Origin of the sequence: Paenibacillus mendelii, from assembly GCF_024498075.1 — a bacterium.
GTDB lineage: Bacteria > Bacillota > Bacilli > Paenibacillales > Paenibacillaceae > Paenibacillus_Z > Paenibacillus_Z mendelii.
Genome location: NZ_JANHOF010000005.1, coordinates 98,512 through 120,705, shown reverse-complemented (window position 1 = coordinate 120,705; position 22,194 = coordinate 98,512). Strand labels below are relative to the sequence as shown.

The 22,194-nt window shown below is 48.9% G+C and carries 23 protein-coding genes and 2 pseudogenes; 8 read left to right on the top strand and 17 right to left on the bottom strand.

What is annotated here, in order from left to right:
- The first annotated feature begins 114 nt into the window (after nt 1-114).
- Complete coding sequence (locus tag NNL21_RS17970) at nt 115-660, top strand: hypothetical protein (protein WP_204818595.1); 546 nt, start codon at nt 115-117, stop codon at nt 658-660.
- A gap of 31 nt (nt 661-691) precedes the next feature.
- Here NNL21_RS17970 and NNL21_RS17965 read toward each other — a convergent pair whose 3' ends face one another.
- The 6 genes from NNL21_RS17965 to NNL21_RS17940 all read right to left on the bottom strand — a co-directional run bounded on the left by NNL21_RS17965 (nt 692) and on the right by NNL21_RS17940 (nt 7,311).
- On the bottom strand, nt 692-2,527 hold the full coding sequence (locus NNL21_RS17965) for a UbiD family decarboxylase (RefSeq protein WP_204818594.1): 1,836 nt from the start codon (nt 2,525-2,527) through the stop codon (nt 692-694).
- A 203-nt stretch (nt 2,528-2,730) separates the two neighbouring features.
- Complete coding sequence (locus NNL21_RS17960; RefSeq protein ID WP_204818593.1) at nt 2,731-5,364, bottom strand: Ig-like domain-containing protein; 2,634 nt, start codon at nt 5,362-5,364, stop codon at nt 2,731-2,733.
- Between the two features lie 169 nt (nt 5,365-5,533).
- Nucleotides 5,534-5,896 (bottom strand): YmaF family protein, encoded by a 363-nt coding sequence (locus NNL21_RS17955; RefSeq protein ID WP_204818592.1) that lies wholly within the window; start codon nt 5,894-5,896, stop codon nt 5,534-5,536.
- Between the two features lie 152 nt (nt 5,897-6,048).
- The gene (locus NNL21_RS17950; protein WP_204818591.1) at nt 6,049-6,444 is read right to left on the bottom strand and encodes a VOC family protein; all 396 of its coding nucleotides are present in this window, start codon (nt 6,442-6,444) and stop codon (nt 6,049-6,051) included.
- 14 nt (nt 6,445-6,458) lie between these two features.
- On the bottom strand, nt 6,459-6,950 hold the full coding sequence (locus NNL21_RS17945; protein ID WP_204818590.1) for an SRPBCC family protein: 492 nt from the start codon (nt 6,948-6,950) through the stop codon (nt 6,459-6,461).
- Entirely contained in the window at nt 6,943-7,311 is a 369-nt protein-coding gene (locus NNL21_RS17940) for an ArsR/SmtB family transcription factor (protein ID WP_204818589.1), read from the bottom strand. Before NNL21_RS17940 ends, NNL21_RS17945 begins: the two co-directional genes overlap by 8 nt.
- Nucleotides 7,312-7,586: 275 nt before the next feature.
- Between NNL21_RS17940 and NNL21_RS17935 the strand changes: the two genes are divergently transcribed.
- Nucleotides 7,587-9,254, top strand: coding sequence for a histidine kinase N-terminal 7TM domain-containing diguanylate cyclase (locus NNL21_RS17935; RefSeq protein ID WP_204819084.1), 1,668 nt, complete (start codon nt 7,587-7,589; stop codon nt 9,252-9,254).
- Between the two features lie 116 nt (nt 9,255-9,370).
- Here NNL21_RS17935 and NNL21_RS17930 read toward each other — a convergent pair.
- Both NNL21_RS17930 and NNL21_RS36550 read right to left on the bottom strand, forming a co-directional pair.
- A pseudogene (locus NNL21_RS17930) lies at nt 9,371-9,607 on the bottom strand (tRNA-dihydrouridine synthase); the annotation flags it as partial.
- 7 nt (nt 9,608-9,614) lie between these two features.
- Nucleotides 9,615-10,775, bottom strand: coding sequence for a MerR family DNA-binding transcriptional regulator (locus NNL21_RS36550; protein WP_309145334.1), 1,161 nt, complete (start codon nt 10,773-10,775; stop codon nt 9,615-9,617).
- Nucleotides 10,776-11,093: 318 nt separating this feature from the next.
- Between NNL21_RS36550 and NNL21_RS17915 the strand changes: the two genes are divergently transcribed.
- A complete protein-coding gene (locus NNL21_RS17915; RefSeq protein WP_256555315.1) occupies nt 11,094-11,588 on the top strand; it encodes a DUF5701 family protein in 495 nt (164 codons plus the stop codon).
- An 88-nt stretch (nt 11,589-11,676) separates the two neighbouring features.
- On the opposite strand, the gene NNL21_RS17910 is transcribed toward NNL21_RS17915, so the two are convergent.
- Entirely contained in the window at nt 11,677-12,084 is a 408-nt protein-coding gene (locus NNL21_RS17910) for a VOC family protein (RefSeq protein WP_204818587.1), read from the bottom strand.
- Between the two features lie 295 nt (nt 12,085-12,379).
- Between NNL21_RS17910 and NNL21_RS17905 the strand changes: the two genes are divergently transcribed.
- Nucleotides 12,380-13,279 (top strand): SDR family oxidoreductase, encoded by a 900-nt coding sequence (locus tag NNL21_RS17905; protein WP_204818586.1) that lies wholly within the window; start codon nt 12,380-12,382, stop codon nt 13,277-13,279.
- Nucleotides 13,280-13,393: 114 nt separating this feature from the next.
- Here NNL21_RS17905 and NNL21_RS17900 read toward each other — a convergent pair whose 3' ends face one another.
- The 3 genes and pseudogenes from NNL21_RS17900 to NNL21_RS17895 all read right to left on the bottom strand — a co-directional run.
- The gene (locus NNL21_RS17900) at nt 13,394-13,870 is read right to left on the bottom strand and encodes a GNAT family N-acetyltransferase (protein WP_204818585.1); all 477 of its coding nucleotides are present in this window, start codon (nt 13,868-13,870) and stop codon (nt 13,394-13,396) included.
- A gap of 40 nt (nt 13,871-13,910) precedes the next feature.
- Nucleotides 13,911-14,000, bottom strand: a complete 90-nt coding sequence (locus NNL21_RS36805; RefSeq protein ID WP_373567579.1) for a DUF2179 domain-containing protein — start codon at nt 13,998-14,000, stop codon at nt 13,911-13,913.
- A gap of 6 nt (nt 14,001-14,006) precedes the next feature.
- A pseudogene (locus tag NNL21_RS17895) lies at nt 14,007-14,313 on the bottom strand (YitT family protein); the annotation flags it as partial.
- A gap of 220 nt (nt 14,314-14,533) precedes the next feature.
- Here NNL21_RS17895 and NNL21_RS17890 point away from each other — a divergent pair.
- Nucleotides 14,534-15,721, top strand: a complete 1,188-nt coding sequence (locus tag NNL21_RS17890; RefSeq protein ID WP_204819082.1) for an oxalate decarboxylase family bicupin — start codon at nt 14,534-14,536, stop codon at nt 15,719-15,721.
- A 13-nt stretch (nt 15,722-15,734) separates the two neighbouring features.
- On the opposite strand, the gene NNL21_RS17885 is transcribed toward NNL21_RS17890, so the two are convergent.
- Both NNL21_RS17885 and NNL21_RS17880 read right to left on the bottom strand, forming a co-directional pair.
- Nucleotides 15,735-16,541, bottom strand: coding sequence for an efflux permease Rv1217c-related protein (locus tag NNL21_RS17885; protein WP_204818584.1), 807 nt, complete (start codon nt 16,539-16,541; stop codon nt 15,735-15,737).
- Nucleotides 16,538-17,425, bottom strand: a complete 888-nt coding sequence (locus NNL21_RS17880) for an ABC transporter ATP-binding protein (RefSeq protein WP_204818583.1) — start codon at nt 17,423-17,425, stop codon at nt 16,538-16,540. Before NNL21_RS17880 ends, NNL21_RS17885 begins: the two co-directional genes overlap by 4 nt.
- Nucleotides 17,426-17,589: 164 nt before the next feature.
- Here NNL21_RS17880 and NNL21_RS17875 point away from each other — a divergent pair, with 164 nt between their 5' ends.
- The 3 genes from NNL21_RS17875 (at nt 17,590) to NNL21_RS17865 (ending at nt 20,169) form a co-directional block, all read left to right on the top strand.
- Entirely contained in the window at nt 17,590-18,183 is a 594-nt protein-coding gene (locus NNL21_RS17875; RefSeq protein ID WP_204818582.1) for a TetR/AcrR family transcriptional regulator, read from the top strand.
- Between the two features lie 256 nt (nt 18,184-18,439).
- Nucleotides 18,440-19,114, top strand: a complete 675-nt coding sequence (locus tag NNL21_RS17870; RefSeq protein ID WP_204818581.1) for a response regulator transcription factor — start codon at nt 18,440-18,442, stop codon at nt 19,112-19,114.
- On the top strand, nt 19,111-20,169 hold the full coding sequence (locus NNL21_RS17865; RefSeq protein WP_204818580.1) for a HAMP domain-containing sensor histidine kinase: 1,059 nt from the start codon (nt 19,111-19,113) through the stop codon (nt 20,167-20,169). The genes NNL21_RS17870 and NNL21_RS17865 overlap by 4 nt, the downstream gene beginning before the upstream one ends.
- A gap of 29 nt (nt 20,170-20,198) precedes the next feature.
- Here NNL21_RS17865 and NNL21_RS17860 read toward each other — a convergent pair whose 3' ends face one another.
- From NNL21_RS17860 to NNL21_RS17850, 3 genes are all read right to left on the bottom strand, one after another.
- On the bottom strand, nt 20,199-20,621 hold the full coding sequence (locus NNL21_RS17860; RefSeq protein WP_204818579.1) for a VOC family protein: 423 nt from the start codon (nt 20,619-20,621) through the stop codon (nt 20,199-20,201).
- 93 nt (nt 20,622-20,714) lie between these two features.
- Nucleotides 20,715-21,524, bottom strand: a complete 810-nt coding sequence (locus NNL21_RS17855) for a helix-turn-helix transcriptional regulator (RefSeq protein WP_204818578.1) — start codon at nt 21,522-21,524, stop codon at nt 20,715-20,717.
- 92 nt (nt 21,525-21,616) lie between these two features.
- Nucleotides 21,617-22,180, bottom strand: coding sequence for an NADPH-dependent FMN reductase (locus NNL21_RS17850; RefSeq protein WP_204818577.1), 564 nt, complete (start codon nt 22,178-22,180; stop codon nt 21,617-21,619).
- Between the last annotated feature and the right edge of the window lie 14 nt (nt 22,181-22,194).

Genomic DNA, 22,194 nt, shown 5'->3' with positions numbered 1-22,194 from the left:
ACATATATCAATTCAACATATATCAATATGTAATATAAGAGAATTTTTCCGGTTGAAACGATTGATCATTTCGTTTCCGTTCGTTACAGTTAAATTAAAAAAAGAGGTGTTCCATTGAGTTTTGTGGCTTGGATGATTGTTGCCTGTGAAATTGCATTCTGGTGCGTGATCCTACTAGGTCTGGTAGCGCGTTACGTACTCAAGTTAAACAAACTCGGTTTCCTATTGCTTTGCTTGGTACCCGTAATCGATCTTGCCTTATTAATCATTACAGGCGTAGATTTGTACCGAGGTGCAGTAGCAACGACAGCTCATGGTATAGCGGCGGTCTATCTGGGTGTGTCGATTGCTTTTGGCAAGAGCATGATTCAATGGGCGGATGAGCGATTCCAGTATTACGTGACGAAGCAAGGTCCAGCACCCTTAAAGAGATACGGACTCGACTACGCCAGGCACTATTTGAAAGGCTGGTTGAAGCATGTTCTTGCCTATCTCATTGGCGCCGGGCTTTTGGCCACAATCATATATGCCGTCGAAGATCCTGCCCAGACTGAAGCATTATCCGGCATCTTGAAAATTTGGTCGGTTGTGGTCGGGATCGATCTCATCATCACCATTACCTATTTCCTTTTTCCAAAAGGAGAAAAAGCAAAAAGCTGACCCTCGCGGATCAGCTTTTTTGCTTGTACACTTACAGATTCTTCATACCGCCCAGACTGGCTCCTTGGACAAATAGCCGCTCGATGTTCTTCGCAACGGTTGGATCCGGAATTAACGGCGGTGCTTGATGCGGCTTGACACGGGCATCGATGATTACATTATCGCAAGCCCAATGCTTATTCTCATAATGGCTATTCACGCCATAGATATCATGGGAAGGATTACTGCGTGTGAACGTTGCCCATAGAAAATTGGAGATTGACGCGCTAATGAATGTACTATCATCGCTTAAGATGATCATTGGACAAGAAGGAATGGGCCCCTTCTCTTCAATCGCGCTGCACATCTGCTCTAGCTGCCGCTTAGCTCCCGCGTAGTCTGCAAATGCAGGCCCTTGAACGGCGACAATACCCGGCATGACCATTCTCACGTTCTCGAATCCTCTTAATTCCTTCAAGACCTCGGGAACCTCGGTGCACAGCTCCCTCTTCTTGTCCCCGTAAGCGGCGAAGACCACCTTGCTGCCGCTATTCAGACCTGTACCGGAATAATCGAGCGTATCGATCGTCGTATTGGTATAGAAATGAATGTCTCGCTGAAGGTCGATACGCTCCATGATATAAGTCAAGAAATCCACTTCGTTATGGGTATCCAGCGGCCTCTTATCTTCTGCCGTGATGAATACATATTTGGCCAGGCTCAGCTGCCCCGTGCCTAAGATGCGATTGACGATGGTGAGCAGCTCGGCCGGCTGCTTGACTTGTTGATAGGGCGTATAGCGTTCACTCCCGATTGCAAAGAGCAAGGGATGGACGCCCGCGGCATCCACGGCATGGACTTCTTTCACACCCGGGATTTCTTGCTTGATCGCATCGCCCGTCAGCTCATGGATGAGGTCACCGAATGCGGTATCTTCCTGCGGCGGCCGCCCAACGACCGTAAACGGCCATATGGCGTTAGGCTTGGCGTACACTTTATGCACTCTCATTAGAGGAAAGGGGTGCGTAAGGCTGTAATAACCCAGATGATCGCCGAATGGCCCTTCCGGCTTGGTCTCACCGGGATGAATTTCACCGGTTATGACAAAATCCGCATCATTGCTGATACAGAAGCCGTCCTCATAACTATAGCGAAAACGCCGGCCTGCCAGCATCCCTGCAACGGTCATTTCACTTAATCCCTCCGGCAAAGGCATAACAGCAGCCAATGTATGAGCGGGGGGACCGCCTACGAAGCAGCTCACCTTGAGAGGGCGTCCTTGTTTGTTCGACTTGTCTTGGTGAACGCCGATACCGCGGTGGATTTGATAATGCAAGCCAATCTCTTTATTCAATTCATATTCATTGCCGCTCAGTTGAACACGATACATCCCCAAGTTGGAATTCATGATGCCTGGCTTGTCCGGATCTTCCGTGTACACCTGAGGCAGGGTGACGAAAGCACCGCCGTCCATAGGCCAGCTCTGAATAAGCGGCAGATCCGCTATGTTAATTTCCTGCGCGGCAACCGGCATACTTCCGGATTTCTTAAGCGGAAGAGCCTTCAGGGCCGTTAACCCGGTTCCGATATTGTTCAAAGGATTCTTCAAGGCCTTCATAGGATCGTTACGGACAGCCATTACGTTCTGGACCGCATCCCAAGTATGGCGAAAAATAAACTTGCTGCGCTCTACGGTGCCGAATAGGTTGGATGCCGCACGAAACTTAGAGCCTTTCACATTCTCGAATAACAATGCAGGACCACCGGCCTCATAGACCTTCAAGTGGATCGCGGCCATCTCCAGGTAGGGATCCACCTCTTCGCGAATACGAACCAGATGCCCGTTCTTTTCCAAGTCGACAATACAATCTTCCAAATTGCGATACAATGGAGTTACTCCTGTCTGTATATATTAGATTGGATGAAGAGGTCTCCACAGGTGGAGCAGTCTTCTATATCTATCGTTATTCCTAGGGTTCTTCAATCGCATCCTATTAAGATAAGTTAAAACGAATTCCATGACGTTGTCAAACGAGTGCTTAACCGAACCGGCCTCCAGCATAGGCCGGTTCATCGCTGCCCTATTCCTCCTCATCGAAGGGCATTCACGCCATCGATGTAATATTTCCCTGCCCATTCTCCTTTGCCGTCCACAGCCTGGAACCCAATATCCAGCTTCACCACTTGCGACCGCTTCGGCCACTCGCCAAGCTCCACCGTATATGCATTCCACCCGCCGCTCATCTCATTCTCACGCTCCCACACCGTTCCGTCCGCTGCAGTCAAGCGAATCCTAGCCTTATAACCTGTTGCACCAGGAGCTCCGCCCCAGCCGTTTATCGAATAAGCCAATTTTGAATAAGCCGTCAGATCGAGCGGCGAATCAAAGCTGCGCACTGTACTCTTCCATAGACTGCCATCGAACGCACCTAATTGAATCTCGAGCAGTCCCTTTCCTTCGTAAGCTTCGGGTACATGCTCCGCCGCAGCGGACACGGTTGCCAGAGCTTGTGTCACATAATCGCCTGCGACCCATGCATCCGTGCCGGCTTCGAAGCTCCCTAGCAGCAGAATGTCACCGGCTTCCACAATTTGAACGGACATCTTAGATGTAAGCCCTAGATATGAAGCCGTTATGTCCGTCTTCCCGGGTGAGATGGCCCGCAAAGTGCCGTCATCATTCACGGTGACAATCGAATCATCCCCAGATGAATAGCTCGTACGGGGATCATTCGTAACATCCTGCACGGTTCCGTCCGATATTTCCGCTTGAACATTCAAGTGTGCATCCAAGGCATTCAGAACCAGGGTCGCTTCAGTTGGCGTTACGGTCAGCGAAATCATTTGGCGTACTGCCACCGGAACCAGATCCGTCTTATACCCGTAACGCGCTGTGATCGTCGTTTCTCCGGGTGCGACAGCGGTGACACGACCGGACTTATCTACCGTCGCTATATTCGGATCAGCTGATTCATATGATATCTGTGACGTTAAATCCGAAGCGGCACCTTTTGGAGAGGTTTCCGGACTTAGCTGTGCGCTCTCTCCTGCTTGGTCCAACACGACTCTGACAGGTTCAATATTTAGGCTATTACTCGAGCGGACTCTCACTTCATCTGCGTACCACACCGCCTTCCCGCCTTCGCTGCGGTTCCAGGCAATGTCTATACGCTCTACCTTCTCGTAAGCCGGTCCGTTAGGCCATTCGAAGCTAACATAGTTCCGCCCCTTTGTTAATGGAAAGGTATGTTCATCCTGTGTGCCGTCAGCGAAGGTTAAGTTCAGAACGGCCTTGCCCGGCTGCTTCGTCTCCTCGTCCACGAATATGCTGGCCTCCAATTCGTCGAACGCACGCCAATCCGAAGGTGCGGCCAGAACATGCTCAATCCGGGATGTCTTGCCTGTCGCATGGACGGCTAGCAATCCGCGGCCTTCGGCAGGCCTGGGAGCATCCTCGTCATCAACTGCGGCTAATGCCAGCTTCTCTGTTCCCTTCCCTGGCTTCCAGCCATCCGTGCCGGTCTCGAAGGAGCCGATATCGAGCAAGCCCTCATTCATAGCGTAGGGTAATTCAATCAAGCCTTGCGGGAAAGGTTCCCGATTCTTGTAAGCCGTAACATAGGCAATCAGCCAACGGTAATATTGATCGCCATATCCGCCCTGCATGGGCTCGATATCCCGGCTGTATTCCGGTGAATAGGCATCTACGAACCGGGTCTTCCCGTTCTCGTCCTCGAATCGTTGGGCGATCCACTCATTCCACCATGTGACGGTAACGATCTTCGGCCTCACCTCGAAGGCCCGCTGCCATTGCTCGGCAAACGTTCGCCCGCCCCGCTTGGGAATGGCGTTATTCTCCGACATATAGCCCCGCTGCATGGCAGATAGAACAACCATTTGCTCGGGCTTACCGCTGTTCATGGCGATATTCTGCGGATATTCTTGGAGGAAGGACCATTCTTTCTCCTGAAGCGTCCCTTGCAAGCCCCACATTTTCCGCAGTGTAAAATGCTCCTTCAATGGCTCAGGCTGCATATCGGTAGTAAGGAGCAGCGGTTTGTCTTCATATTTCACAAACAGCTCGTCATACCGGCCATCCTTATACAGACGTTCATAAACATCCATCCCTGCCCACTGCGGTTCCGGATCATTCGGCGAGCTTCCCGCCCAGATGACAACATGCGGGGTAGGCTCGCCGCTGCGCCGCATGTCCAGCATCGTATCCAGCAGCACCTTAACGGGGTCGTGAAAAATCTCATCGATATAGACCCCATTCTTCCAGCCGCTGCTTGCATTCGTATGATCCAGAATGATGAAATCGATTTGCGCGGTATATAATTGCTTCATATGCGTACGTATCACATCAGCTTGATCGGAACGGTAGTACCCGAGCGCCGGCTGCCCCCAATAATGGAAGGCGTGCAGCGGCCCCCATTCCGGATCTTTGCCGGTGCGCCTGGCCTGCTCCAGAATTTTCGATATATCATATGTAAGACCTCCCTCTCGATGGACGGGATTGAACCAGGTCGAATAATGGATCGCGACAGCATCATCCATCTCATCCAGAATCAAAGGCTGGCTCACGTAATCCTTCGGGGCTTCCTTGTAAGCGATTTCATCTTTCTGCAGACCATTATCGCCTGTTTCCTCCTCGCAACCTGTCAATCCCACAATGAACAGTAATAAGAGGCCGAGCATCGTTCTTCTATGCAGTAATCGTTTCATAGGTACCTGCCTTTCTCGAAGTAACAAATAATGTTAATTTTGTCATATTAACCGCGTAATCTGCAAGACCTTATATGTAAATGGATGATATTTCATACATGAAAAAAGGGTGCACGCAAGTCAATTCTCGAATGACTTGTGGGACACCCCCTTGCTTCTCGAACATTTACTAAGTTAGAGGGGACTGAATCAATGTTGCGAATTTAAAGCGGTGTACATGGCCATCGACCAATGTCGTTTGACCTGTAACAAAATGAACGTGCTTGCCATTCCCGACTGGGACAGCCGGTCCCGTTCTAATCCTTCTCAGTCTATGAAAATGGTCAAAAAAATCAGTATTGGATAGTTTAATATCATGGACATGGGTATTTCCTACCGGTATCGCTTGCCCTGAAACGCCTGCAAAGCGATGGTTATGTCGATCGTCACCTTCTTCAGCCAGCTGCGTGCTGCCTTCAAATTCATGAACATGACGCTGTGCCACTCTACGAGTTGAGAAATTCCTTTTTAATAAAAGTTTTTTCCTTCGCATCCATATCAATCCTCCTTAGGAATATGCGACTCCACATATCCTATTAGGAAAACCATAGATAAGTGCTAGGCAGCTACTCGTCATCCGATAAATGGGTGTAATAAAAAACGGCCGAGTTGTGGAGAATCTCGGCCGTTTTCAACTCTTAAGCTTTACATTTTTTTCGCAAGATTCAACTGCCACGAAACGCCATACTTGTCCTGTACCCAAGCGAACTTCTCGCTGACAGGCGTGGAGTCCATCGGCATTAACACCGAACCGTCTTGAGTTAATGCCGCATATACGCGGTCGATTTCATCCGAAGTATCGCAGGTGACGAATAACGAAATCGCCGGAGTGAACGTAAACTTGTGATCCAGGTTGCTGTCCGTGCACATGAACGTCTGTCCTTTCAGCGTGAACGCGGCATGCATGACGGAACCGTCTTGCTGATGAAACACATGATTAATCTCCGAATCATCGAATATCGAGGTGTAGAATTTCATCGCCTCCTCCGCTTGACCTTTGAATAACAAGAACGTATTGATCTTCTGATTTGAGTTCCCCATTAGTATCCCCTCCATTATTGGTGTGAAGCCAGTTGCTTCTCCAGAGCCTTGAACATCTTCGTCCAGCCCTTCTCGGTACTGCCTTTATAAGCGGCAAGCATCTCTTGGATCTGCTTGGGTGAAGCCGAATCCTCATGCGGTACCGTGATTTCTTGCGTCAACGTGAGCTCGCAACCGCTTTCGAGGGCCTTAATCTCGATGATGACACGGTCTATCGCTTCGCTGAATTGAGCCATTCTGAACGTGAAGACAATCCGGTGCGGACGATCGATCTCCTCGTATTCACCATCGCCGATATAGTCTGTGCCATTGCGGCGATCAACGATCGTATAGCTGCCGCCCACGCGGGCATCCATCTCCATCCGCCGCCCAGCCGGATCGCTGGTTGGTGAAGTAAACAGCCATCTTGTCGCGAATTCCGGATTGAGCCAAGCATCGAACACGCGCTCCGGCGAAGCCTTGAAGCGGTGTGTGACTTGAGCCTTAACATGCGCATGTCTAGTCATTATGCTCCTCCTTAACCATTCCTAATTCTGTCGGTTCAGCTTCATCCAATTCGCGCTCCAGAGCAGCGAGCTGGTTGCTCCAGAAGCTCTCATAGAAGCGGATCCACTCATTGGCCGCAGCTAGTGATTGAGGATCCAGCCGGCAAATATGAGTCCGTCCCTGAACCGATCGTTGAAGCAGTCCTGCCTCCTCCAGGACTTTAATATGCTTGGACGCGGCAGCCAGCGAGATTCGAAACGGTGACGCCAATTCGGTTACAGTACGATTCTCATAAGCGAGCTGCTTCACCATCTCCCGGCGGGTTGGATCCGCCAGTGCATGAAAAACCTTGTTCAGGAGTTCAATTTTATATTCAGCCATATGGTTAATTATAAGGAATATTTTCCAACTGTCAACCATTTGGTTGAATTTATTGCGGTATCCGTTAATTCGATACGCCACCTTCTGAAGGTGGTCGGTCAACAGGAGGATGCATGAACAGCTTCTTAGAAGATAAATCTGCTCTATATAGCTTGATATGTTGTTTTATTTTCATTCTGCTTATATATTAGTTTAATACTGCAAGGCTTTTGACCCAAACGAAATATTCCAATCAATGATTACCATCACGTAGGAGGGGCTCTATTTTGGGTCTTATGGCATGGAATGATTTCTCATTGTTTATCTTGTTGTTCGCTCTATTTGCTTATGTGTTTCTTTCGGTCACGATCACAAATTTGCATAAAGCTTATTTAGCTTTCCACTTTTCTATGATGCTATGGCCATTCTGCCAGTTTGCTATAAAAGCCACGGATAACGTCAAGATTCAATTATTTTATGTAAAGCTCGCATTCGTAGATATGGCGTTGTTTGCCGTTGGATGGCTGCTCTTTACGCTTTTCCTGACGGGCCGGTCATTGTTTCTGCGACGAAAGAGATCGATTGCGATTTATGTTCCTGCTGTATTGGCCGCATTCACTGTCATCATGAATCCTAACGCTATGTTCGTTCAACCTCTAGAGGGCGGATACATCCAAAGAGCATACGGACCCCTGTTCTGGTTTATTATTACGATCTTGATCGGTTATGTTGTCGTCTCGCTTTCCATCATGTTTCTAACCTTACTCTCCCACAAGGCCTCTCGCCTGCAAAGGCAAGTGAAACAGGTGCTTAAGGGAATGCTGGTGATGACCGCGTTCACCTTGTTCGACATCTTCCTTTATGTGATCGATCGCGATTCTCTGCCTGACATCCCGGGGCTGACATCACTTGGCATCCTTGTTGCTGCTGTATGTTTTGTCATTGCCATTACGCGTGATAAGGCATTGGATATTGTGAACATCGCTCATAAGGATGTTATAAACACGATGGCGCTCGGGGTTGTCGTACTTGATGATCATGATACCATTATAGAAATCAACCAGTCGCTTCCCCGCCATATCGTCTTGCATATAGGCGACCGCTTTGATATCGCAGCCATTCTCCCTGAAGAACAAGGAGACGAGCTTGCTCGCGCAGCTGAAGTATTCCTTCAAGCTTACCGGGAGCTTCCGCTGAAGCGTTCCGAAATTGAAGTCGCTTATCCTGAATTTGGCGGATCCCGCGTCCATATTCATGCCGATCCGATCATGGCTGGCGATACGAAGGTCGGACGAATCATCACGTTTCAGGATATGAGCGAGCTTCGAAGCCTCATTGACGAGACGAACTACCAGAATGAAATTTTACAGAACCGGAACCATTCTTTACGGGAAATCAAGAATGAACTCTATTACACCAATCAGAAGCTTGAGCAAATGGCGATCACCGATAATTTGACCGGTTGTTATAATCGGCATTACTTGACGCAGCAGTTAGAACGCGAAGTCATCAAAAATATGGGTTATCACATCCCGTTTGCGATCCTGTTGTTTGATATCGACTATTTCAAATTAGTCAATGACAATTACGGACATTTGGTCGGCGATGAAGTGCTGTGCAGCACGGTGGATACGATCAAACAATCGCTGCGGAAGACAGACATATTGGCTCGTTATGGAGGAGAGGAATTTATCATCTACCTCCCAAATACGACGCCGGCCCAGGCTAACCTCGTGGCGGAACGAGTCAAAACCAAAGTCGAATCGAACCAGATGATCGTCCGCAATGTCTCGCCTCCATTATCGATTACCATTAGCATAGGACTGCTGTCCATACATACATTCACGATTGATCATTCTTATAAATCGCGCCCTCTTCTCAATGAATTATTCCACTCCGTGGACCAAGCCTTATATCAGGCCAAAAGAAACGGACGCAATCAAATCGTTCGTGTCGTAAGATAGATCCTCGAATGGTAAGCTCGTCGGCAGGCTGTATAATCACATGAACCAAGAGGAGGCTGTCCAATGTCATCAGCAATGACTAGGACAGCCTCCTCTTATATCGGACGAATCCGTGATCACGAAATCATCTCTATGAACCGCGCCGTGATTTCTTTCGGTCTTGTAATCGCTCCGCCTACAACCACGGAAGCCGCCCCAAGCTCCAAGCATCGCTTGAACATTTCCGGCGTGCCGACATTCCCCTCCGCAATGACGGGAATATCGATCTCTCTCAGCAAGGTCTTCAGAATCATGATCATATTGGATGCAGCCGTATTCGTCGTATACCCATGGAGCGTGGTGGACACGCTTTCTGCTGTTCTACGAGCTCGCCGCTTCTAACCACTTCGTTATTAATAGGGGAAGCTTCTCTCTTGCTGCCTCCACATCTGCCCTGCCGGTAAATTTCAATGTAGCCCGATCATCGGTAACCCATTCCAGCAGCCCTGAAGGATCCTCCATCAATCGTCCCTCTCCTGCACGATCCTTCACCTTGGAGCCGCAATGGAAGATAAGCAGGAAAAATCCTTTACCGTGGAGATTAAACGTTACCCGATCCTCATGATGATGACAAAAGCTTGGCGCTTTCCACTTGATGTGCTCCGTAATGCCATCATGAGCGCTTAGAATGATTCTTCGAACCTCTTCGATCTCCGTCTTAAGCGGATGCTCGAGCGCATGTAGGAATTCTACGACTTGCTGATGGCCGGACAGCTTCTCCGGCTTCTTCCCTGTTTCTTGCTCCGTCTTGTTCGTCGCCATACCATCAATGCCTTTCCCGTCAAGCAGATTTAACATCCGGCATAGACCGAATAAATAATATCCGCCGCGCAGCTGTTCCCGCGTTAAGTTGTTCATGTAGTCCAATGTCGCGCCGGCGACCCGTCTGATCTGCTCGACATCATTATGGTCCATTCCCGCGATGGCTTGTTTGAGCCCTATTACATCGAATGAATATTCAACCTGCCGCAAGGTGCTCAGCAGCTGGATCTTGCGTATCTGCGATCGGTTAAATATTCGGTACCCATTCTGCGGATCCCTTGATGAAGTGATGAGACCCGCCTTCTCCCAGTACCGGATGGCTGAGCTTGGGATCTGCGTCTCGTCCGAAACCTCTCCAATGGTCTTCCAATCTTCCATTCCGCTCGTATCCGGTGTGCCAGGCGCTCTGGTCTCGAGGGCGTCAATCGTTTCCTCAATTAAGATTCGGTCACGATGAAGGTTGGCTTGGATTTCATTGACCAGCCGCAGCGCGGAGTCAACATCCTTTACTTGAAGCTTCCGAAGAACTTCTGACGTTGTTTCGATCCCGAAGCCGGGTGTCATCACTTGAAGGCATTCAAAATATGCCGCGTGCACCTCTGTATACATCCGGTAACCGCTTGATGAGCGGTCGGCAGCAGGAACGATTCCTTGTGCCTCGTAATTTCTTAAGGCGCTGGTGCTTATGCGAAGCTTTCTTGCAATATCGATCGGTCTCATCTTCATGAGCTCACCTCGGCTAGTTATACCCATAAAGATTAAAGCCCATTTATAATGTTTTTTCAAGCATGAGCAGCAGAATCAAGGGATTAATCATTCAAGCTTAGAATTAGCTTCCATGTTGTATGATGAAGCTGTACGGTTCATGATCCAATATTGAATGAAGGCAGGTGATCCCTCTCATGTTCCATAGTGAGTTTAAGCGGCAAGTCGATAATTTGATCCACAAGGGCTATCCGAACCTTGCCGGATTAAGCGAGGCTGCATTCAAAAAAACAACTGGAGCCCCTCCAAGATACAATCGAGACGAACGAGAAGGTGAAGTCTGAAGAAGAACGCCATGGAAGCGTGCCTTATATCATCGTCATCAAGAGCGATTGGATCAACGGAGAACAAGCGATGCAGCATGTTGAGCGAAATGGCAGGTTAGGCTTCAGCGTGATGGATGCCGAGGAGATTAGAAGCTTCAAGCCCATAGAGGGAATCGAGCTTCCCAGCGGCATCGCGTACTTGGCGGTTAATATCGACACAGGCAGAGAAACGCTTAACGTCACGCCGAATGAAGCCATGAAGAGCATTCATGCTGCTGATCGTTCCCCCCTTACCCTGGAGGAGGGAATCGCGCTAGTTACCCATTATCCGGATTGCGTTATGAAAAATAACGGTTTCTCGCTGCCGGGTTCACGATGCGGTGATAAAAGAGTTACCGCTCTGTGGATCAGCGGCGGGAAGCCCAAGCTCGGCTGGTGCTGGGCAGGCAATCCCCATACGTGGCTCGGTTCCGCCTCCTGCAGGTATCGAATCGGAGTGTAAACGGCTTGTATGCGCGTTCAAACCAAACGCAGGTCGGTTACCGGACTGCGTTTGGTTATGGGGATGAAGCATTAGGATCACCGGCCGCCTATGGCCTCTTGCTCATATCCATATACAGCACATTCCACCGATGGCCGTCCAGATCAGCGAACCCGGCTCCATACATCCACTCTTCACCGCCAGGTTTACCGTAAATCGTACCGCCGGCTTCGGCCGCCTTCCTCACCAATTCATCGACTTCTTCTCTGCTCTCCGCGCCGATTGACAGTAATACTTCGGCTGCCTGCTGGGTATCTGCGACTTCATGTCTCGTAAAGCCCTTGAATGTGGACTCCGGAAATAGCATAACAATTACCTTGTTGTCTCCGACGACTAAGCTGACGGCTTCATCATTATTAGGATGCTGCGGATTCAAGGAAAATCCGATTCGGGTGAAGAACTCTTTGGATTTGTTGAGGTCCTTTACCGGGAGGTTAAGCCATAATTCTTTGGACATTGATCATTCTCTCCTTTGCATAGGTATAATTCGTAATGCGATCTTACTATTCATAGTAGCAGACAATTGAGGGATCGATTTCTTCTCGATTGCTATGGTTAGCATCGTGATCCAGATGAGAGCAAACCTTGTCCGCCAAGCTGGATAATAGCAGCTTCTAAGCCGGATGAGGCTTGTTCGACACCATTATTATACCAATTCATGGAAACCAAACAAGACACATCGATTGTTCCATGTTCCACATCTGCAATTGGGTGAATATCCTGCCTATATCTGCACAGATGGAGGACTTTCAATGATTCCAATGTATCCTTATTACGGTCAAGAAACGAAGTGCAAGCAGGTACCCATCACGTTCCCGCCGCAGCATCAGGATATTCAACCCGGACTGGAGTATATCATGAACCCGATTCCAATATCCGATAATCCCGGATACAAAGGAAGCGGGAAGCTTGCCGGGAAAACTGCGATTATTACGGGGGGCGACAGCGGTATTGGCCGTGCCGTTGCGATTGGATTCGCCAAAGAGGGTGCGGATGTCGCCATTGTTTACTTATACGAGCGGGAAGATGCAGCAGCTACTAAGCAAATGGTGGAGCATTACGGCCGCTGCTGCCTGCTGATCGAGGGCGATCTGCGCCAGCCGGAATTCTCCTCCGAGGTCGTCCGCAGAACGCTGGAGCGATACGGCTCGATTAACATTCTCGTGCTTAACCAAGGTGTTCAATTTCCGCAGAAGAGCATCCTGGACATTACCGACGAACAATTGGAGAATACGTACCGCACGAATATTTTCCCGCTCTTCTACATGACTAAGGCCGCGCTTCCCTACCTCTGTCCCGGCAGCTCGATTATCAGCACAGCGTCCGTAACCGCCTATGCAGGCGCTCCTCTTCTTGTCGACTATTCCTCGACTAAAGGGGCTATTGTGTCTTTTACCCGTTCCTTGTCGCTTCAACTAGTCGATCAAGGAATACGGGTAAACGCCGTGGCGCCGGGTCCCATATGGACGCCGCTGATTGTATCCAGCTATTCCGCCGAATATGTGAAGACCTTTGGTCTAGAGACCCCCATGAAACGGGCAGGCCAGCCGTTTGAGCTCGCACCGACGTACATCTATTTGGCATCGAACGACTCATCATTCGTTACAGGCCAAGTGCTGCATGTCAATGGCGGGGTCATGACGGAAACCTGATGAGATAATAGGCAATACGCCAATAGGCCTCCTTATGATGTCGGAGGTCTCGCCGTTAGTCACGAAAACGTTAAAACCCACATCCGTAAGGACGTGGGTTTTAACGTTTTCCATTTAATTATACGTCATCCAAGCCGTACTCCCCATCACCTCAAAGCCTTGCTTAAACCAAAAATTACGTGATTTATCCAGCGTATAGACGTATATTTTTTGATGCGGGTACTTGTCCTTCAGCCAGTTGATAAAGAATTTCGCATACCCCTTGCCCTCATGCTCCTTCAATACATCCAGCGCTTCGATGAAGACAAAATCGGTTTTGCCTTTCATTTCAATATAGAAATCCTTCTCCAGGTATCGCTCATCTTCGTTGAAGTAATCCCGCTCCGCCTTTTGAATTAACTGTTTACCATTCTCATATTCCCAGATCACGCCATATCCGACCATCTCCGAATCGTCTTCGATGAGACAGATCTCGTCCGATAATTCCGATTGTTCCCTCTGGCTCAATTCTCCTGCATGATAACTGGATCGTATTTCACTTAGCATGGCTTGCATGTCTTGATTGAATGGCTTTGTCGTAATTGTAGGCATGTTCGATCTCCTTTTGCTGTCTATAGCGTCTTTAAACACGTTACTTTGAAATGTCCACGAACCCCTCGCCAAATACATCGCGTACATCATGAATCGTAATGAATGCCTCTTTGTCGATCGAGCGGACCATTTTTTTGAGCACGCTATCGGAAACAATACGCCATCCTCAGTTAAATACAAGAATAGGGAATGGAATGCGACGGCAATAATCGTATACAGCACCGTGTTTTATCCAGAAATTTATAGCCGACAATCAATAGAATGGAGTTGAGGATGAGACTCATGAGTCCGGGAGACCACTCGAACAAATAGTATAGCATGATTGTGATTCCCGTAACCCCGCCTTCCCCTAATTGATTGGGAATGACAAACAGATTGATGGCCAATGCGAACAACATCGCCCCGACCATAATGCCCAGGATGTCTAAGCGCCTTTTTTTCATAAAGAAGTCCGCACTTGCTACGTTACACGTGGATGGGATAGTTGCTTTGACTAGTATACCAGAATGTGTTCCTCTCTACAGTAACAGCTTGGACGGTAATAATTCGGAAATATCGCTTTTTTTGTTCTGTACGCAGCGATCGGGCACTCGAAGCATCTTCATAATGACCAAGCGTGATCTCATACACATCTATGTGCAATCTTCATGAGGGGGTTATATGATGGACCATCCACACCGCAATAACTCGATTCATGTTCCGCAGCCAATCCGAAGCGATGGTGCCGGAGGACCTGATCTCGGTCCCCGGGATATTATGAGGGATATCGAGAACCCGGATATGCTTGTCCCTCCGGTCACGGATGCAGGCTTGCTGCCCAATCTCAAGTTTTCCTTCTCCGATACACATATGCAGCTGAACCAAGGGGGCTGGTCCCGCGAGATTACAGTTTGGGAATTGTCGGCAGCCACCACACTTGCGGGTGTCAATATGAGTCTGACGCCTGGTGGAGTTCGCGAGCTTCACTGGCATCAGCAGGCGGAATGGGCCTACATGCTCTGTGGAAGCGCACGAATAACGTCTGTTGATCAAGAGGGGCGAAACTTTATTGCGGATATTGATCAAGGCGATCTCTGGTACTTTCCTGCGGGGCTTCCACATTCGATTCAAGGGCTGGAGCAGGGCTGCGAGTTCTTGCTCGTATTCGATGACGGGAAGTTCTCGGACTTGAATACATTATCGATATCGGATTGGTTTGCACATACCCCGAAGGATGTCTTGTCCGCCAATTTCGGGGTTCCGGCCAGTGCTTTCGATTCCATCCCGACCGATCAAGTCTACATCTTTCCGTCCAATGTCCCGGGATCTCTCGAAAGTCAGAAGGTCCAATCCCCCTACGGCGCGATCCCGCTCAGCTTCAAGCATAGGCTGCTAGCCCAACCCCCGATACGGACGCCGGGCGGCAGCGTGCGAATCGTGGATTCCTCCAATTTTCCGATTTCAACAACCATAGCAGCTGCGCTGGTCGAGATCGAACCCGGTGCGATGAGAGAGATGCATTGGCATCCCAATAATGATGAATGGCAGTATTACCTTACCGGCCAAGGACGGATGACGGTATTCGGCGGCAATGGCGCTGCACGTACGTTCGATTATAGAGCGGGAGATGTCGGTTATGTTCCATTCGCGTATGGTCACTATATTCAAAATACGGGAAGTCAGACGCTATGGTTCTTGGAGATGTTCAAGAGCGACCGGTTTGCCGATGTTTCCTTGAATCAGTGGATGGCCCTCACGCCGCCTGAACTGGTTCGCGATAACCTTCATGTCGGAGCGGAAGTGATGGATGCGCTGCGTAAGGACAAGTGGCCGGTCGTGAAATACCCCGGTTTCTCCTATTACCCCAAGTAACCGCACACCGATACTACAAAGGCAGGTCGCGTTTACGAAATAGTGCGATTGCTAGCGCGAACGTAATGATACCGATGGCAGCGAGAATGATGGAGCTTGCAAGCATATCCTTGCCATTCACGATTTCACCCGGTTGATATAAGGAAAAGATGGATAGGCTGCGCATCCAATTGATGTTCTCGCTGATTTTGCCAAGCAGATCCAAGCTGAAGAAGCCGAATGTAATCGCTCCGGAAATGCCAAGGGCCTTCTTCTCGTCATTGGAAAGCGCGGATACCAGGAAAGAGATGCCCCCAACAGCGAAGAAGAGCAGGAACGCCGCGGCATTCATCTGAATGAATGTGGATGTGTCGAATGCATACTCATCTCCAAGAAACCAGGCGTTCCCCGCATACCCCGCGATCGTCGTAATGGCCAGGATCAAGAATAAACCGGTCGTCAGCACGGCTGCTTGGGTCAAGGCGACTCTCCCTCTTGTCGCCTTGGTGGACAATAAATATGCCATTGAGCCCTGATCCACCAATCTGGCCATAAGCTGAGTCGATACTTGAACACATAGGATCGATAGGATAAGAACCAGAATGAGTCCGTAATATTCGCCCGAGATGAAGGCTTCCGCACTGCCGAAACCATTGAAGCCGAACGCTTTCCCTACACCCTGCGGCATGGATTGAACCAGCTCGTCGATGGCTCCCGAGTTTTTGGCGATCCCCGGATATAACCAGAACATGAGCAGAATATAGAAAGCCGACCCGAATGCATAGTTCATGAAGCCCTTCATATTCACTTTCATCATCTGTTTGTATAAGGTGGCATTCATGACATCTCCTCCTTCCGATCGTAGTAATTCATGAATATATCCTCCAGGTTCTGCGTGAAGATATCGATATTGCGCACCTTATACTTGGCGGTCTCCAGTATAAACTTATCGTAATTGCCTTGGATGGCCACTCTCACCCGGCTTCCTTCATGCGATTCAACGGGAAGCCCGGAATCCAGGAATGATGCCGCATCGGCTTGGTTGTCGAAGGTGACCTCGAACAGCTTCCGCTGCATGGACTGCAACTCATGGATATCCTTGATGGCAATAATGACGCCATCCTTAATGATGGCCGCTCTGTCGCAGGTCCTCTCGATTTCCGGAAAGCTGTGCGAGGACATCAGGAATGTCTTTCCCCGCGCCTTCTCCTCCAGCACAATTTCAATGAACACCTTCTGCATTAGCGGGTCGAGGCCTGACGTCGGTTCATCAAGAATAATCACATCGGGATCATGCATGAAGGCGGCTACGATCGCGACCTTCTGCTTCATGCCCTTGGACATCTTTCGTATAGGCGTATGAACATCGAACTGCAGACGGTCGATTAAACGGGCGCGTTTGGACAGGTCCTGTACCCCTTGCATGTTCGCCATGAAATCCAGAAACGTCTTCCCTGTCATTCCTTCAATAAAAGAGATTTCGCCTGGCAGGTAGCCGATGTAGGATTGAACCTTCCCCTGCTCTTTCCAGGTATCCAGCCCTCTTACCTTCACAGATCCGTTACCCGGCTTCATGAAGCCCATGATATGCCTGATCGTCGTAGACTTTCCCGCACCGTTCGGTCCCAGGAAGCCATAAACCTCACCCTCCTTCACCGAAAACGATACGTCAAAAATTCCTTTCCCGTTTGAAAAGGTCTTCGTCAATTGTTCAACGACTATCATGATGACACCACCTCCAATAATGAAGAAATGAAATATTTTTATAAATATATTTCATATATGCTATAATATGCTCGAATGATCGCTCCGTCAACGATTTAATGAAATATATTTGTATTATGATTTCATAAATTACATAATAGTCTGCAGAGTTAGGGTGAACGAAGATGAATGGCTTTGAGAAGAGAGCACAGCTGATCAAAGAGAAAATTATGAAAACCACGCTAGACATGCTGCGGACCTCGGAGCCCAAGCGGATTCGGATCTCCGATATTTCCAAGACGGCTCATGTTTCGCAGGTGACGATCTATAATTATTTTGGCAGCAAGGAAGCGCTGCTCCGGGAAGTGTTCATACACTACGTGGATAAGATTATTCGCGATTTCGAAGAATATATGAACGGAAACCATTCCTTAAAGGAGAAGATTGAACACATTATCTTGTTGGAGAAAGAAACGTATAAGGAGCTCCCTCCCCGTCTTATCAAGGATTTATTGATCGAAGATCATGAGCTGTCCCGTTATATTGAAGATCAATATAAGGAGAAATCAATTCCTTTAATGATTCGGATCATCGAGGAAGGGAAGAAGAGCGGCGAAATTGCGGACAACGTGACGGTCGAGGGCGTCCTCGCTTTCATCCAGCTGTTTATGAATCAATATGAGGCGCTCCTGGAGATGGCTGCGCAAAGCGGGGATCTGGATAAATTCATGGAGGATATGGTGCACATGTTCTTTTACGGCATTAGCGGGAAGCCTTAATAGAGGGGCAAAAAATAAAAAGGCAGCTCATTTGGGCTGCCTTTGATGCTGTTCATTAATATTTATACGATTGTTATGCTCAGCAGATAGATTCCGTTTATATTCGGTTTATAAACGCGTATTATACTAGGCACAGACAAGGGATAGATGCTCAATGGATTATAGTTGAATTCCATCATTGTGGACGCATTTGTTTACGCGATCCGAACGAAACCGATAAAATAAGATAAGAAACACCGAAAGGACGTGAGCGGATATGGCACAAATCTTGGTCGTCGATGACGATCCCAATATACGGAAGCTTGTTGGGCATTTTCTGAACCGGGAAGGCTTCCGTGTTATCGAGGCCGTGGATGGTCTTGACGCACTGCGCGTACTTGAAACGGCGAATGCGGATCTCGTTATTCTCGATATCATGATGCCGGGAATGGACGGCTGGGAGCTATGCCGCCAGCTTCGCGAGCATTATGATCTGCCCATTCTCATGCTGACAGCCAAAGGGGAATCCGCGCAGAAGGTCAAGGGGTTCGAGCTGGGGACAGACGACTATCTCGTGAAGCCGTTTGATCCGCCCGAGCTGATTGCACGGGTCAAATCCTTGCTTAAACGATATCGAATCGTCGCCGCTCAAACGCTGCAGATCGGGGAGTTGTCGTTAAACCAGCGTCATTATGAATGTAAAATCGGCAATGAGGTGCTGACGCTGCCGCTCAAAGAATTTGAGCTGCTGTTCAAGCTGGCCAGCTATCCCTTCAAGACATTCACTCGCGATCAGCTTATCGAGGCGATCTGGGGGTATAATTACGAAGGCAATGAACGAACGGTCGATGTGCACATTAACCGGCTCCGCGAACGATTCCCCGAAGACCGGCATACCTTTCGGATCAGCACGATTCGGGGGTTGGGGTATCGGCTCGAGGTGCAGTCATGAAGCGTTTGCGCATAATCGGGGATGTATTGTTAAAATCAATCTTCATTCTATTGATGCTCTCCTTATGCTGGATCTCAGCTTATTTCGTCACGGATTGGAGCTTTCAGCGATGGGGATGGCATTCGAGTATGTTACTTCGCCAGCTGTCTATTTCCATCTTGGGTTTTATCTTCTTCGGCGTATTCATATCTATTATTTCGCCATTCGTGCGAAAGAAGCAGATGGCATTCTTTTATGAATTAACCCATGCGCTCAAAAGAATTTCCAAAGGGGATTTCCAAATTAATTTGAATACATTTGAGGGAAGAAACGACTCCCCGCTCGGTCAACTGGCCTACAGCATTAACGATATGGCGGTGAACCTGAAGGCCATGGAAGAGATGCGTCAAGAATTTATCTCGAATGTTTCCCATGAAATCCAGTCCCCGCTTACCTCCATCAGCGGATTTGCCCGCGCCATGTTGTACGAGGAGCTTCCCCGGGAGGATCAGCTGCAGTATCTGGCAATCATCGAAGCCGAGAGCGTCCGGTTATCGAGGCTTAGCGATGATTTGCTCCGTCTCTCATCGCTCAACTCGGAACATCATCCGTTTCATCCGGAGGAATACCGGTTGGATAAGCAGCTGCAGCTGCAAATTCTAACATTCGAACCGCAGTGGCTGGACAAAAACTTGGAGATCCGTGTATCCTTAGCGGAGCTTTCTGTCAAAGCCGATAAAAACCTGTTAAGTCAAGTATGGGTCAACCTGATTCATAACGCAGTCAAATTCACACCTGAAGGCGGAACAATAAGCGTCACTCTGGAGCAGCAGGATGACAGAGCCGTCGTTCACATAGCGGATTCCGGTATTGGCATGTCTGCGGAGGATCAGAGCCGCATCTTCGAACGTTTCTTCAAGGCCGATAAGTCCCGCACCCGAACTGCCGGAGGCAGCGGCCTAGGACTGTCCATCGTGCATAAGATTGTGGAGCTGCATCAGGGAACAATCTCTGTCCGCAGTCAATTAGGCGAGGGAACGACACTGTCAATCTCGCTTCCGTGCCATCCGCATTGAACACGGAAGCGATTTATTGTCCCCCTATGTTAATCCTCGAGCTCCCACGCCGGATTCCATACAACTTCCCACAGATGACCATCGGGATCTTGAAAATGACCCGAGTATCCGCCCCAGAAAGCATCATGCGCCGGATCCGTTATGACAGCCCCAGCCTTACGGGCAAGCTCCATGATTTGATCCACTTCTTCTTTACTGCCGACGTTATGACCAATCGTAAACTCAGTAGAGCTTGGTGTGGACAGGGAAACTTTAGTCTCATGGGCAAGATCCACACGCTTCCAGATGGCTAGCTTAACCCCCGCTTGCAAATCAAAGAAGGCAACGGCTCCATGCTCAAATTCTTGTCCGACTATTCCTTGTGTGGGCAGGCCCAATCCGTCTCGATAGAACTTCAACGCTCTCTCTAAATCATCTACTCCCAGTGTAAGTACGGATATCCGCGGCTTCATCTGTACTCCTCCTCCTTGAATTCTCTTGTTGGTTCGCTCACTACTCTATTTTCACCTAATCGGAGTCTGTATGAATTGTAAAAACCGGACAAGTTATTTAAACACTTGATTGGGAGTCAATCCGTAATAGTGTTTAAAATGGTGATTAAAGTGCGGCTGATCGTAATAGCCATATCGCAGGGCAATATCAGTGAAGCGGGACGGAGCGCTCATATGCATCTCCTGCAGCAGACTTTGAAATCGAATGATATCCGTAAGCTCCTTCGGGCTGACGCCGAGCTCCCTTTGGAACGTTCTTCTTATGCTCCTTTCACTGTAACCAAGCGTATCTGCCAATGAGCGAATGCCAATCATTCCTTGACTTGCATACATGTACTGCATACTTACTTGAAGCAAGCTATCCTTGGGTGAACCATCCAATTGAAGGAATTGCAATAGTTTCTCCTCAACCTTCTCGATCATGCCGGAAACCGCAATGCTCGAATTGATGCCTTCGAATAGATGCAGAGCTTCATGTCCCCATAGATCTTCAAGCCATACGCGATGTCCATTCAGCTCGGAGACGGGACTTCTAATGAAATGGCATGCAGTGTCCGAATACAATCGAATGCCGAACAAGGATTGATCTTCAGATAGAGCGATGGCTTCATATTGAGTCATCAGCCCAACCGCGAAGGCTCCGTTGGAATGAGAGGCTGCTCTTCGATCCACAATAATGTCGACGCATCCATCCGGCAGGATTCGGTGTAATTGACTTTCATTCGATGCACAGTAATCTACGGTCCAATAGCATGCTACATATGCTTCCAGACACTCACTTGGCAGAAACTCCCGGTAACGATAATTAGACGCCGTTAATTCGTGCTGCAGGACAGGCGGTTGAACAGGAAGATAGGTTCGCATGCAGCTTCTCACCTCCTCCATAACGAGTTTACTAGTCACTTTAATATAAACTTATTCACCCTGTAGAAAGCAAGTGAAGCGCTGCTCACCGCTTAGTCCTGGTTTTTCTTAGCCTCGCTCAATGCTCTGCTCCACCAAAGTAAATCATCCAACGCATGATTCAAGCTTGAGGTATCATGATCGCTGGCTATAAACCGATTATTTACGATTTTCTCGTGCACCTTCGTCAGATGAAGCGCACTTCCCAGTGCTGCCATTTTCAATTCGATCAGTACGAGCCGCAGCTGCTCAATTCCACGAATGCCGCCTGTCGGTCCATAGCCAATAAAGCTTGCCGGCTTGCGTCCCCATTCCTCGTATAAATAATCGAGGGCATTCTTGAGGGCGGAGGTAAAGCTGTGATTATATTCGGGGCTAATGAACAAGTAACCATCCGCTTCCTTGATCTTGTCTGCCCAGCGCTGCTGCAGAGGATCTTCATACTGGCCCAGTATGGGCGGTTTAGCGAGATCATACATCGGTAAATCCCATTCCTTCAAGTCGATCAGCTCGACTTGGACATCTCCTCTGGCAGCTGCTGTATGAAAGGCCCATTCCCCAATGGATTTGCCTCTTCGGCCTTCCCGGACGCTTCCAATAATAATTTGTATTTTCATTGCGTTTCTCTCCC

Excerpts from the sequence above, each read along its gene's own strand:
- NNL21_RS17960 (WP_204818593.1), bottom strand. The coding sequence starts at position 5,364 with ATGAAACGATTACTGCATAGAAGAACGATGCTCGGCCTCTTATTACTG.
- NNL21_RS17855 (WP_204818578.1), bottom strand. The coding sequence starts at position 21,524 with ATGCGAACCTATCTTCCTGTTCAACCGCCTGTCCTGCAGCACGAATTA.
- NNL21_RS17950 (WP_204818591.1), bottom strand. The coding sequence starts at position 6,444 with ATGGGGAACTCAAATCAGAAGATCAATACGTTCTTGTTATTCAAAGGT.
- NNL21_RS17900 (WP_204818585.1), bottom strand. The coding sequence starts at position 13,870 with ATGCCTACAATTACGACAAAGCCATTCAATCAAGACATGCAAGCCATG.
- NNL21_RS17885 (WP_204818584.1), bottom strand. The coding sequence starts at position 16,541 with ATGAATGCCACCTTATACAAACAGATGATGAAAGTGAATATGAAGGGC.
- NNL21_RS36805 (WP_373567579.1), bottom strand. The coding sequence starts at position 14,000 with ATGGTCCGCTCGATCGACAAAGAGGCATTCATTACGATTCATGATGTA.
- NNL21_RS17870 (WP_204818581.1), top strand. The coding sequence starts at position 18,440 with ATGGCACAAATCTTGGTCGTCGATGACGATCCCAATATACGGAAGCTT.
- NNL21_RS17850 (WP_204818577.1), bottom strand. The coding sequence starts at position 22,180 with ATGAAAATACAAATTATTATTGGAAGCGTCCGGGAAGGCCGAAGAGGC.
- NNL21_RS17905 (WP_204818586.1), top strand. The coding sequence starts at position 12,380 with ATGATTCCAATGTATCCTTATTACGGTCAAGAAACGAAGTGCAAGCAG.
- NNL21_RS17940 (WP_204818589.1), bottom strand. The coding sequence starts at position 7,311 with ATGGCTGAATATAAAATTGAACTCCTGAACAAGGTTTTTCATGCACTG.
- NNL21_RS17865 (WP_204818580.1), top strand. The coding sequence starts at position 19,111 with ATGAAGCGTTTGCGCATAATCGGGGATGTATTGTTAAAATCAATCTTC.
- NNL21_RS17945 (WP_204818590.1), bottom strand. The coding sequence starts at position 6,950 with ATGACTAGACATGCGCATGTTAAGGCTCAAGTCACACACCGCTTCAAG.
- NNL21_RS17880 (WP_204818583.1), bottom strand. The coding sequence starts at position 17,425 with ATGATAGTCGTTGAACAATTGACGAAGACCTTTTCAAACGGGAAAGGA.
- NNL21_RS17860 (WP_204818579.1), bottom strand. The coding sequence starts at position 20,621 with ATGAAGCCGCGGATATCCGTACTTACACTGGGAGTAGATGATTTAGAG.
- NNL21_RS17875 (WP_204818582.1), top strand. The coding sequence starts at position 17,590 with ATGAATGGCTTTGAGAAGAGAGCACAGCTGATCAAAGAGAAAATTATG.
- NNL21_RS17890 (WP_204819082.1), top strand. The coding sequence starts at position 14,534 with ATGGACCATCCACACCGCAATAACTCGATTCATGTTCCGCAGCCAATC.
- NNL21_RS17910 (WP_204818587.1), bottom strand. The coding sequence starts at position 12,084 with ATGTCCAAAGAATTATGGCTTAACCTCCCGGTAAAGGACCTCAACAAA.
- NNL21_RS17935 (WP_204819084.1), top strand. The coding sequence starts at position 7,587 with ATGGCATGGAATGATTTCTCATTGTTTATCTTGTTGTTCGCTCTATTT.
- NNL21_RS36550 (WP_309145334.1), bottom strand. The coding sequence starts at position 10,775 with ATGAGACCGATCGATATTGCAAGAAAGCTTCGCATAAGCACCAGCGCC.
- NNL21_RS17955 (WP_204818592.1), bottom strand. The coding sequence starts at position 5,896 with ATGCGAAGGAAAAAACTTTTATTAAAAAGGAATTTCTCAACTCGTAGA.